Genomic DNA, 11,417 nt, shown 5'->3' on the forward strand with positions numbered 1-11,417 from the left:
GCCGGTCATCTCGGCATTCCGGTGCAGCGGCTGAAATACACGGCTATCGTCGGCGTCTCCGCTGCTGTCGGCGCATCCGTCGCCGTCAGCGGCGGCATCGGCTTCGTCGGCATCGTGGTGCCGCATCTGCTGCGTCTGCTGATCGGTCCGGACAACCGCTATCTGCTGCCGGCGTCGGCGCTGCTCGGCGCCTCGCTGCTGCTTCTGGCCGATGCGGTCGCACGCACCATCGTTGCGCCGGCCGAACTGCCTATAGGCATCGTCACCGCGATAGCGGGCGCGCCGTTCTTCCTTTGGATCCTGCTGCGCAAGCGCGGCGTGGTTGATTTGTGAGGCTTGATGATCGAGGCAAAGGACGTTTCGGTTGATATCGCTGGCAAGCCTATCGTCAGTGGTGTCGATTTCCACGCGCGGCCCGGCGAGATCGCTGCCATCGTCGGCCCCAATGGTTCGGGCAAGACGACCTTCCTCAAGGCGCTTTCCGGCGAACTCGCCTACACCGGGCGCGTCGCGCTCAACGGCCGCGATCTCTGCGCGATGAAGCCGGTCGAGACCGCGGTTCATCGGGCGGTGCTGCCGCAGGCGACGACGCTGTCGTTCCCGTTCACGGTGCGAGAGGTGGTCAAGCTTGGTCTTGTCGGCGGCCGCTCGGGCGTCCTGCCGGGCGAGAATGCGCGGCTGCCGGAACGGGCGCTGGCGCGTGTCGATCTCGACGGCTTTGCCGGACGTTTCTACCAGGAGCTTTCGGGCGGCGAGCAACAGCGCGTCCAGCTCGCGCGCGTGCTGTGCCAGGTCTGGGCACCGGTGCTCGACGGCAAGCCGCGCTACCTCTTCCTCGATGAGCCGGTTTCCAGCCTCGACATCAAGCACCAGCTGATCATCATGAACATTGCCCGCGACTTCGCCAGAAGGGGCGGCGGCGTAGTCGCCATCCTGCACGACCTCAATCTGACAGCTATGTATGCCGAGCGAATCTTCGTCATGCATTGCGGCAGGCTGGCCGCCACCGGGTCGCCACAGGACGTGCTGAGCGATGATCTGATCGAAAAAGTCTTCGACTGCCGGCTCAGGGTCGGCGTGCTGCCGGCCGGGAACATACCGTTCGTGCTGCCCCAGTCAGCCGCCTAACTTATTGCAAACCTAGCCCGCGTCCCTGCTGGTTAGGCAGCCGGAGCGCGGCGCTCCACCAGCATGTCGATGCCGAGCAGGTTGCGCACATTCGGCCGCGCCGCTACCAGATCGGCGATCGTGTAGCGGGCGAGCACGGCGAAAAACGCATTCAGGGCCTCGCGCAGCGCCGAGTTCAGCGCACAGCTGTCGACCAGCGGGCATTCGGCGGCATCGTTCTCGAAGCATTCGGCCATGGCGAAGCTCTCTTCCGTCACGCGCACGACATCGAACAGGCTGATGGCTTCAGCCGCCCGGCCAAGCTTGACGCCGCCATTCCTGCCACGCACGGTCTGGACGAGGCCGTGCTCGACCAGCGGCTGCAGGATCTTGAACAGGAAAAGCTCCGACACCGAATAGGCGGCCGCGATCTCGGGAATACGGCTCAATCGGTCGTCATTGGCCGCGCAATACATCAAGATGCGCATGGCATAGTTGGTCTGGCGCGTAAGCCGCATTTTGTCCTCACAAGGCACTGGTGCGGTGCAACCACGCCAGATCTGGAAAATTTTGCTGATGCGGCTTTGACCCGAAATTCCGGATTCGCCACATTGGCCTCGGCGGAATATGGCCTATACCTTGGAATAATTCCAGACTACTTCGCGCGATAGATGAATTTTCTCCTCAACTTTGTGTGCGCAGCCGGGAAAGATTCCGGGCAAACCCGCAGTCGCGGGTATTTCGGCCCTCGGAACACTAGATAGGCTGAGATCGACGAGGAGCGGCTCACCCATGTCACAATCGGCTTCGCCCCAGGCGCCGGTCCGTTTCGATGCGGAAGCGGATGCCAAGCTTTCCGCGTTGCGGCGGACGAAATTCCTCGCGGCGGCCGCGCTGGCGCTTTGCGTGGCGGTGTTTGCGCTCGCCAAATCGTTCGAACACATCCATCCGTGGCTCGGCTTCGTCGCTGCCTTTGCCGAGGCGGCGACCATCGGCGGCCTCGCCGACTGGTACGCGGTGGTGGCGCTGTTCAGGCGACCTCTGGGGCTGCCGATCCCGCACACCGCCATTATCCCCGAGAACCAGAACCGCATCGCCGACAATCTCGGCCGCTTCATCGAGGTCAACTTTCTGGCGCCTGAACCGGTGCGTGAAAAGCTCGCCGAGGTCGATTTTTCGGCGCTGGTCGCCGACTGGCTGGCCGATACGGAGCGCGCCGCCGGCCTGTCGCGCTTCGTCGTGCGACTGGTGCCGCAGACGCTGGCGGCGATAGAGCAATCCGGCCTGCGCGGCTTCGTCACCAGCCGCATGCTCGAACAGATCGAAAAGGTGCCGCTGGCGCCGCTGGCCGCCGAGCTGCTCTCCGCCCTGACCGATGATCGCCGCCACCAGAAACTGTTCGACGAATTCACCAAGGTGATCGGGCGGTTCCTCAATGACGAAAAAGCGCTGGCGACGATGCGCGAAAAGATCCGCGAGGAACTGCCTTCGCTGTTCAACCTGTTCCGCGCCGACGCCTATCTCCTGAAGAAGATCGTCGCCTCGGCGGGCTCCCTGCTCGACGAGGTGAGGGCCGATCCCGACCACCCGATGCGCGCCGAATTCGACCGCTTCGCCCAAGGCTTCATCGAAAAGCTGAGGACATCAAAGCAATACGCCAAACGGGCCGAGAAGCTGAAGCGCGACTTCCTGGCCCGGCCGGAGGTCACGGGATTGGCCGGCGAGATGTGGGCAAGCCTCAGCCAGTTCATCGAGCAGGATGCCAAGGCGCCGAATTCGGTTGTCCGCGCGCATCTTGCCAACATGTTCGTCGAAGTCGGCCGCCACCTTGCCGGCGATGCGCAGATCCGGGCCGACATGAACCAGGGGTTCGTGGTGGCGCTGGCGTCGTTCGTGGAGAGCCAGAAGGCCGGCGTGTCGACATTCATCGCCGATCAAGTCAAACGCTGGGACCTCGCGCAACTGACGCGGCTGATAGAGATGAACATCGGCAGGGACCTGCAATACATCCGCTTCAACGGCATGATCATCGGCGGCCTTGCCGGTGTCGTGCTCTATGTAGCCGAGCGGCTGTTCCTCGTGAATTGATGCGCGGCCAGGCTGGCGCTCATTCCTCCGCGTCCGAATGGACTCACGGCACGCGAGTGTTATTCTCCATCCGAGGGTGCCCGCATCCGCGGCAAAGGGGAGCAGACAAGCATGGCAAAACAACCGGAATCCGATTCCTTCATGGACATGTTCAGCAGGTTCGGCCGCGACCTGAAGGTGCCGAATGTCGATGTCGAGGTGATCCTCGCCCATCATCGCAAGAACCTCGAAGCGCTGGAGAAATCGGCGCGAGCCGGTGCCGCCGGCGCCACCTCGTTGTTGTCCAGGCAGCGCGAGATGCTGCAGGATACGCTGCGCGAGATCACCGATATCGCGCAAAGCTACAGGGCGCCGGGTAATCCGCAGGAACTGATGGCCAAACAGACGGAGTTTGCCAGAAAGTCCTTCGAGGCCGCGTTGAAGAATGCAGGCGAAGTGGCTGAACTGGTCAAGAAATCCGGCACCGAATCGGTCGACATCCTGCGCACGCGCATCAAGGAGGCGATGGAGGAAATCCGCGCCGGTTACGAGAAGAAGTAGCAGATGTGGCCGAGGCCGGCTGGTTGCTGCCGGCTGCCCTGAAGCCTGGAAATCCCGATTTAACCTGTGACTGCGCTCGTGGCGTGGCACGATTGCGGCCGAAATCGGCGGAACGGATTCGCGCCGAGCGAATTGACAGAGGCCGTCAGTTCGTGGTCCGGAGGCTTTGGAAGCGATCGGGAAACCAGGAATGACTGAAATACGGCCTAAAACGCCGCCGACCTACGAGCAGTTGAGGACGATGGCCGGGCAGGAGCTTGGCGTGTCGGAGTGGACGACGGTCGACCAGAACCGTATTGATCAGTTCGCCGAATGCACCGGCGACCACCAATGGATTCATGTTGACCCTGAGAGGGCGCGGCGGCAAAGCCCGTTCCGCACGACGATCGCGCATGGCTACCTGACACTGTCGATTATCGGCGCGCTGGCGCTCGGCATGGGCATCGTGCCCGAGAATACGCAGGCCGCCTTCAACTATGGCTTCGACAAGGTACGCTTCTTGGCGCCGGTCAGGGTCGGTGCCCGCATCAGACTGCGAATCACGCTGCTGTCCATGGAGGACAGGGGCCCCGGCCAGTATCTGATGAAGGCCGCCAATACGGTCGAGATCGAAGGCGAGGAAAAGCCTGCTTTGATGGCGGAAACGCTGGTCATGCTCTATGAGCGCCGCAAGCGGACAGGGTCCTGAGAGACTGTTCACCGGGAGCGCAAAATCAGAGGTCTTGTGATATTTCCACCAGCCTCTGCCGCTTGAACTCGGCGCGGGCCGAGAGCAATGCGAGGAAGAGCGCAGCCAGCGCCAGCACCGTCGCCGTCTGAAATGTGACCTGCATTCCTCGGGCTGCGGCCTCGGAACTCAGAAGACCAATGCCTTCGTGCCCTTCGGCCGATGCGACGGCGAATATGGCGCCCATCAACGAGGCGCCCGTGATGAGCCCGAGATTGCGCGAAAGGTTGAGCAGGCCGGAAACGACGCCGCGCTGCCCGGCGTCAACACCGGCCATGACGGCTGCATTGTTCGACGTCTGGAACAGGGCGTAGCCGATGCAGGTGACGGTGATCGCAACGACATAGCCGGCAATGCCGAGTCTGGTCATGGCGAGCGACAGCAGGAACGTGCCCGTGGAAAGGCTCAGTAGGCCGGCGACCATCATCCTGTGGGCGCCAAAGCGATCGGTCAGGCGTCCGGCCACCAGCGCCGACAGGGTCGAGACGAGCGGGCCGGTCGACAGCACGAGGCCGACCGTTGCGGCATCGAGCCCAAGTCCTCGCGACAGGTAGAACGGGGCAACCACCAACGTCGCCATCATTACCGTGGCGACAACGAGGCTCATGGCGAGACTGGCGCTCAGTTGAAGATCGCGGAAGCTGGCGAGCTGGATCAAGGGGTTTTTCACTCTCGCCTGCGCGACGGCGAAAAGAAAGACGCCGATTCCAGCAGCGACCAGCAGGCCGATGTTGAGCGCGCCGAAATTGCCTCTGCCAAGCGTCATGGCCAGCGCATAGACGGCCAGTGTCAGGGCCAGCAGGACCGTGCCCACGATATCGAACGTGCCCCGGTCGACCTGCCGCGTTGTCTTGCTGTGTGCCGGCAGGGCACGCCAGGCAAGAGCGAAGGTGAGCACACCCAGCGGGACATTGACGAGGAAGATCGCCCGCCAGCCGAAGCCGGTGATCAAAAGGCCGCCGAACGAGGGGCCAAGTGTCGTGCCGATCGCGGACATGGCGCCGAGCAGGCCCATGGCGCCACCGATTCTGTCTTTGGCCACGGTTTCGGCGACGAAGGCCAGCGTCAGCGCCATCATCAGCGCCGCACCAAGTCCCTGCATGGCGCGCGCGGCAATCAGCAGCCAGAGCGTCGGCGCCAGGCCGCAGAGCACCGATGCGGACGTGAACAGCGCGATGCCGCCAAGCAGCAACGGCCGGCGCCCGAACATGTCGGCCAGCCGACCGGCGCTGACGATCAGGGTGGTGATGGCCAGCAGATAGGCCAGAACAACCCATTGCACGGACTGGAACGACGCTCCGAAATTCTGCATCAGCGACGGCAGCCCGACGCTGGCAATGCTGGTTCCCAGCGACGACAGCAGTGTGGCGAGCGACAGGCTTGCCAACGCCCAGCGTGCGGATTGCATCCGTGGCGGCGCCGACACGCGTCCGTCTCGATTTTGCTCAGCGATTGCCACGGCGATCTCCTTCCATCAGTCCCACAACCGGAACTGCTTGAGATCTAATCCCATGGGCGATGTGGCGAAAGACGCAGCATTTGCATCTTATTCGTGCGTTTGACGCCATATCGTGCCATGATCCGCCGATGACATCGCCCGATCTCAATCTGCTGTTCGCTCTCGACGTCCTGCTGACCGAAGGCAGCGTGGCGCGCGCCGCCAGCCGTCTGCGCCTCAGCCCCTCGGCAATGAGCCGCACGCTGGCGCGGCTGCGCGAGGCGACGGGCGACCCGCTGCTGGTTCGCGCCGGTCGCGGCCTGGTGGCGACGCCACGTGCGGAAGAACTGCGGCAGCAGGTTGGCCGTGTCGTCCAGGATGCGGAGGCGCTGCTGCGTCCTGCCACCCTGTTTGATCTCCGGAGCCTAGACAGAGTCTTCACGCTGGGCACCAATGAGAGTTTCGTCGAAGAGTTTGCACCTCGTCTCGTTGCCCGTGTCCAGGCCGATGCGCCCGGCGTGCGGCTGCGCTTTGCACCGAAGTCCGACAAGGACGTCATGTCGTTGCGCGACGCGGCGATCGACTTGGACATAGGCGTCGCTGGCGAGACCGGACCGGAGGTGCGCATTCAGGCATTGCTTCGCGACCGCTTCATTGGCGCCGTGCGAACGGGCCATCCCTTGAGCGAGGGCGCGGTGACGCCGGAGCGCTATGCCGCAGGCCGACACATCAGCGTTTCACGGCGCGGCCGCGAGAAAGGGCCGATCGACGAGGCCTTGAACCGGCTCGGGCTGCAGCGGACAGTCGTGTGCATGGTTTCCGGGTTCTCGGCAGCCCTTGCCATGGCCCGCACGTCCGACCTGATCGCCAGCGTTCCGGAGCGGCATACCGAGGGCGCACGCGCCGGCATGCACAGTTTTCCCCTGCCGGTTGCCACCGCGGAAGTCACCATCTCCATGCTCTGGCATCCGCGCCTCGATGCCGATCCGGCGCAACGCTGGTTGCGCGATTGTGTGCGGGAGCTCTGCGCGGCGTCGCGCTGACAATGATGAGAGCCTGCGCCAACCGCCCAGGCTTCTCATCTGTCCCGTCTATTCGGTTTGGCGTTCTGCAAAAGCCTCAGTGCGCCTAGTGTGAGCGTCGCCATGACCGAACAGTAGGCGACCAGCGGCCACGCCGTGTCTCCGCCGAGCCGGATGACGAACAACGTGCCGAGGATACCGACGACAAGGCTCTGGATGCAGAAGTAGAGCGCGACCGCAGTTCCCGCGACATCACCGAACGCCTCAAGCGCGCCGTTCGCGGTGACCGAGACAGTGAAGACGATACCCACGGCAACGACCCACATCGGCAAGACGAATGTCGCAAAGGACGGTTGCGCGAACAGTTGCCCCACTGCCAGCAGGACGGCGCCGAACAGCAGCATGGCCATGCCCCTGATGGCACTGCCGGCGATACCCCAGCTTGCAATGAACCTCTTGGCGAAGCGGGTGGTGGCAATCATCACCAGCGCCGCGGTCGCGAAGGCAAGACTGAAACCGAACTGTGAAAAGCCGGCGCGATCCATGAGCACTCGTGGCGCTGTCGAAAAGAACACGAAGAAGGCGCCCATGGCGGCACTGAACGCAAGAGTGTAGGTCCAGAAGACAAGACTGGAGAGAATGGGTCGAAGCGCCATTCGCCTGGTATCGCCATTGGCGGGGCGGGTTTCGTGCCATTTCGGCCATGCGTGGAGGGTGGCTGCGGTGGCCAGGCCTCCGAGCGTCAGGAAGATCGCCCGCCAGCCGAAATTGTCGGCAATCAACGCGCCGGCAACTGGGCCCAACGCCGGCACGAAAGCCAACATCGAGCTGAACAGGCCGTAAATGACGGCACTTTCGGGCCTTTGCGCATAGACGTCGCGAACCGTTGCAAAGGTTGCAACGAGAATGGCGGACGCACCAATGGCCTGCGCGACGCGCAGGACGACGAAGGCAGCGGCCAGCGAGGTGCCGGCGAGCAGAAAGGAAGCGCCTGCAAACAAAAGCGCGCCGCCGATCAGCACCGGGCGCCTGCCGATCCTGTCGGAAATCGGGCCGAAGACGACTTGGCCGAGCCCAAGACAGATCATGTAGAGGCTCAGCGTCAGCTGGATGACATCAGGCGATGTCTTGAGGATCCCCGGCATCGCCGGGACAATCGGGAGGTAGATGTCCATGGCCAGCGAGGCCAGGATGTCGAAGGGGGCCATCAGCACCATGGCTGCTGGCAGGGAAGTGGTCCATGTCGGGTTTTTTGACAAGGCATGATTGAACATCCGCTCAAATGGTACATTTGGCGGCGATCTGCCGTTCTCACTGAAAATGGGAAATGACGGGCCGCCGCAACAACGAAGCGCTGTTGCGGCCTACTTGTCTGCTGACTTGCTGGTTCCCATAACCGCTATCCCGGAAATGATGGCGCGGATATTCTCTCGAGTGCGCTGGCCGTTCACTAGCAGCCGGAGGTTGCCCAGGCAACAGGATCAGGTTGGTCGCGTCAACGCGCCATCGCCGCCTCGATCACCTTGAAAATCCGCTCGTCCGCGCATTGGGCGACGTTGAAGCGCAGGAAGCGGCTGGCTGTTCCGGACAGGCTGAATGCGTTGCCGGGCGCCAGCACGATATTGTCGGCCAGAGCGCGGCGGGCGACTTCGGTCGCATCGACACCATCCGGCAGGCTGCACCACAGGAACAGGCCAGCCGGCTGGTCGATCCAGGGGGAGATGCCGATCGCTTTCAGGCGAACGCTGGTCTCGCCCATGGCGCGCGCAAGCTTCGCGCGCAGCAAATCCATGTGTTTGCGGTAGCTGCCGTCCTTGAGCAGCGTCAGCACCAGTTCGGCCGCGAGCCGGCCGCCGCCGAAGGTCGTAGCGATCTTGAGGTCGGTCAGGGGCTCGATCCAGTCGCGCGGCGCGGCGATGAAGCCGCAGCGAACCGACGCCGAAAGCGTTTTGGAGAAGCTGCCGATATGGACAACGCGGTTGAGACCATCGAACGCCGCCAGCCTCGGGGCGGGCGCATGTTCGAAATCGGCGAAGATGTCGTCTTCGACGATGGTCAATTCCGATTGGTCGGCGAGCTTGAGCAGCCGATGCGCGGTGACCGGCGACAGCACCGCGCCGGTCGGGTTGTGGATGGCGGAATTGGTGATGTAGAGGCGCGGCCGATGCTCGGCCAGTGCCTGCGCGAACAGCTCGATATCCGGCCCCGACGGCGTGTAGGGAACGCTGACGACCTTGGCCCGGTGGGCGCGCAACAAAGCGTGGAAGTTGAAGTAGCAGGGGTCGTCGACCAGCACGGTGTCGCCGGGCTCGATCAGGAACCGACACAACAGGTCGATGGCCTGCGTGCCTGATTCCGTCAGCATGATCTGCTCGGGAGAGGCCTCGATGCCATGCCCGGCCATGCGCCGCGCCAGCAATTGCCGTAGCGGTGGCAGGCCGAGCGGCGTGCCGTAGTCGGCCAGTGCGACATCGTCGGCACGCGCCACCGTGCGCAGTGCCCGGCGCAGACCTGCCTGGGGCATCCACGAGGCCGGCAGCCAGCCGCAGCCGGGTTTCAGCATGTCGTCGCCGGCCTCCAGCGACTGGCGCGAGATCCAGAGTGGATCGACCGCGCGGTCGAGGCGGGGGCCGATTTCGGCCAGCGACAGCGGCGCCAGCGATCCGGCGGCATAGAAGCCGGAGCCCGGCCGCGAGCGGATCGCGCCTTCGGCGGCGAGCCGCTCATAGGCTTCGACCACGGTGGATTTGGACACCTGCATGGATTTGGCGAAGGCGCGGATCGACGGCAATTGCGCTCCCGGCGTCAGGCTGCGCGCCGCGATCCGCTGGCGGATCGTCGCCATGACACCTTCGACCAGCGTTCCGCCGCTCTCGCTTCCTGTGGTCTGTTTGTCCATCCGTACTGCTCTGCTAAGCATGACAGTTTTGCATAATTGTACCGCATTGTCTCTGGCGATACCACCGGCTCCGCGCGATACGGAGCCGACAAACGGAGCATACGATGGACAAGACCGCGAGCGGCTGGATGAATGGATTCATCGGCGTGTTGATCTTCAGCGGCTCGCTTCCGGCAACGCGCGTGGCGGTGAAGGATTTCGATCCGACATTCCTGACCTCGGCCCGGGCGGCGATTGCCGGCCTGCTTGGCCTGGCGCTGCTGCTTCTGTTCCGGCAGAAACGCCCGGAGCGCGGCGATCTGCTGTCGCTGGTGATCGTCGCACTTGGCGTGGTTGTCGGCTTTCCCTTGCTGACCGCGTTGGCGCTGAAGCACGTCACCACGGCCCATTCCATCATCTTCGTCGGCCTGCTGCCGTTGGCGACCGCGATCTTCGGCGTGCTGCGCGGCGGTGACCGGCCGCGGCCGGCGTTCTGGCTGTTTTCGTGCATCGGCAGCGCGCTGGTCGCGGGCTTTGCGCTGACGCAGGGCGTGACGGCCTCGCCTGTCGGCGATGGTTTGATGCTGGCTGCCATCATCGCCTGCGGTCTGGGCTATGCCGAGGGTGCCGCGCTGTCACGCAAGCTCGGCGGCTGGCAAGTGATCTGTTGGGCGCTGGTGCTGTCGCTGCCGATCATGCTGGTGCTGACGCTGATCACCATGCCGCCGTCGTTCGACGGCGTCGGCATCAGTGCGTGGATAGGGCTGGCCTATGTCTCGCTGTTCAGCATGCTGATCGGCTTCGTGTTCTGGTATCGCGGGCTGGCGCAAGGCGGCATCGCCGCGGTCGGACAGTTGCAGCTGCTGCAGCCATTTTTCGGACTGGCGCTGGCAGCGACGCTGCTGCACGAGCAGGTCAGCCCGCTGATGATCGTCGTCACGCTTGGCGTCGTGCTTTGCGTCGTAGGCGCCAAGCGATTCGCGAAGCAGGAATTGCCACGACGCGCGATCGCCTGACGACGGTGCCGTCCTCCCTAGAACTTCGTCACCACGCCAATGCCGATGCCCTCGAAGCCGCCCATAGCCATCAAGGCCGCGGGCGCCTCGTCGAGGCTGATCCTCTTGCCGACCAGCAGTTCGGGCTTCAGCTTGCCGTTGCGGATCATGTCCATCATCGCCTGGTAGCGGTAGGCCTGCATGCCGTGGCTGCCGAGGATTTCGAGTTCGAAGGCGATCACCTTGTCCATCGGTACCTGCGGCCGGGCATGCTCGCCCAGCATCAGGCCGACTTGCACATGGCGGCCGCGCCGGCGCAGATTGGATATCGAATTGAACGAGGTGGTGGGGTGGCCGAGCGCGTCCATCGACATGTGTGCGCCGCCATTGGTGATCTGCTTGACCGCCTTGACCACGTTCGGCGTCGTAGAGGCATTGATGGTGGCGACGGCGCCGATCTTTTTGGCGAAATCCAGTTTCTCGTCGGTGAGATCGATGGCGATGACATTGGCGCCCATGGCGCTGGCGATCATGATCGCCGACAGGCCGACGCCGCCGCAGCCATGCACCGCGACCCATTCGCCCGGCGTCACCCGGCCCTGGTCGACGATCGCGCGAAACG

The 11,417-nt window shown here is 63.9% G+C and carries 12 protein-coding genes; 7 read left to right on the plus strand and 5 right to left on the minus strand.

Annotated elements, in window-relative coordinates; translation table 11 throughout:
• Both EN943_RS29090 and EN943_RS29095 read left to right on the plus strand, forming a co-directional pair.
• A partial coding sequence (locus tag EN943_RS29090; protein ID WP_164778436.1) for an iron chelate uptake ABC transporter family permease subunit occupies positions 1–333 on the plus strand: 333 nt, incomplete at its 5' end.
• 6 nt (positions 334–339) lie between these two features.
• A complete protein-coding gene (locus tag EN943_RS29095) occupies positions 340–1,128 on the plus strand; it encodes a heme ABC transporter ATP-binding protein (RefSeq protein WP_127415611.1) in 789 nt (262 codons plus the stop codon).
• Positions 1,129–1,160: 32 nt separating this feature from the next.
• Here the strand turns inward: EN943_RS29095 and rirA are convergent, their stop codons facing one another.
• Entirely contained in the window at positions 1,161–1,625 is a 465-nt protein-coding gene (gene rirA / locus EN943_RS29100) for an iron-responsive transcriptional regulator RirA (RefSeq protein ID WP_127415612.1), read from the minus strand.
• Between the two features lie 274 nt (positions 1,626–1,899).
• On the opposite strand from rirA, the gene EN943_RS29105 reads away from it, so the two are divergent.
• The 3 genes from EN943_RS29105 to EN943_RS29115 all read left to right on the plus strand — a co-directional run bounded on the left by EN943_RS29105 (position 1,900) and on the right by EN943_RS29115 (position 4,423).
• A complete protein-coding gene (locus EN943_RS29105; protein ID WP_127415613.1) occupies positions 1,900–3,195 on the plus strand; it encodes a DUF445 domain-containing protein in 1,296 nt (431 codons plus the stop codon).
• A gap of 111 nt (positions 3,196–3,306) precedes the next feature.
• Positions 3,307–3,735, plus strand: a complete 429-nt coding sequence (locus tag EN943_RS29110) for a phasin family protein (protein WP_127415614.1) — start codon at positions 3,307–3,309, stop codon at positions 3,733–3,735.
• Positions 3,736–3,925: 190 nt separating this feature from the next.
• On the plus strand, positions 3,926–4,423 hold the full coding sequence (locus EN943_RS29115) for a MaoC family dehydratase (protein WP_127415615.1): 498 nt from the start codon (positions 3,926–3,928) through the stop codon (positions 4,421–4,423).
• Positions 4,424–4,448: 25 nt separating this feature from the next.
• Here the strand turns inward: EN943_RS29115 and EN943_RS29120 are convergent, their stop codons facing one another.
• Positions 4,449–5,921, minus strand: a complete 1,473-nt coding sequence (locus EN943_RS29120; RefSeq protein WP_127415616.1) for an MFS transporter — start codon at positions 5,919–5,921, stop codon at positions 4,449–4,451.
• Positions 5,922–6,049: 128 nt separating this feature from the next.
• On the opposite strand from EN943_RS29120, the gene EN943_RS29125 reads away from it, so the two are divergent.
• The gene (locus EN943_RS29125; protein ID WP_127415617.1) at positions 6,050–6,943 is read left to right on the plus strand and encodes a LysR family transcriptional regulator; all 894 of its coding nucleotides are present in this window, start codon (positions 6,050–6,052) and stop codon (positions 6,941–6,943) included.
• 35 nt (positions 6,944–6,978) lie between these two features.
• On the opposite strand, the gene cml is transcribed toward EN943_RS29125, so the two are convergent.
• Complete coding sequence (cml, locus tag EN943_RS29130) at positions 6,979–8,196, minus strand: CmlA/FloR family chloramphenicol efflux MFS transporter (protein WP_127415618.1); 1,218 nt, start codon at positions 8,194–8,196, stop codon at positions 6,979–6,981.
• Positions 8,197–8,417: 221 nt separating this feature from the next.
• Positions 8,418–9,821 (minus strand): PLP-dependent aminotransferase family protein, encoded by a 1,404-nt coding sequence (locus tag EN943_RS29135; RefSeq protein WP_127415619.1) that lies wholly within the window; start codon positions 9,819–9,821, stop codon positions 8,418–8,420.
• Positions 9,822–9,925: 104 nt separating this feature from the next.
• Between EN943_RS29135 and EN943_RS29140 the strand changes: the two genes are divergently transcribed.
• Positions 9,926–10,816 carry a DMT family transporter gene (locus EN943_RS29140; protein ID WP_127415620.1) on the plus strand — a complete coding sequence of 297 codons (891 nt, stop codon included), beginning with the start codon at positions 9,926–9,928 and terminating at the stop codon, positions 10,814–10,816.
• 17 nt (positions 10,817–10,833) lie between these two features.
• On the opposite strand, the gene EN943_RS29145 is transcribed toward EN943_RS29140, so the two are convergent.
• Positions 10,834–11,417: zinc-binding dehydrogenase (locus tag EN943_RS29145; RefSeq protein ID WP_164778437.1), on the minus strand; the 584-nt coding region annotated here is incomplete at its 5' end.

Source organism: Mesorhizobium sp. M7A.F.Ca.US.006.01.1.1 (genome assembly GCF_003997935.1).
GTDB lineage: Bacteria > Pseudomonadota > Alphaproteobacteria > Rhizobiales > Rhizobiaceae > Mesorhizobium.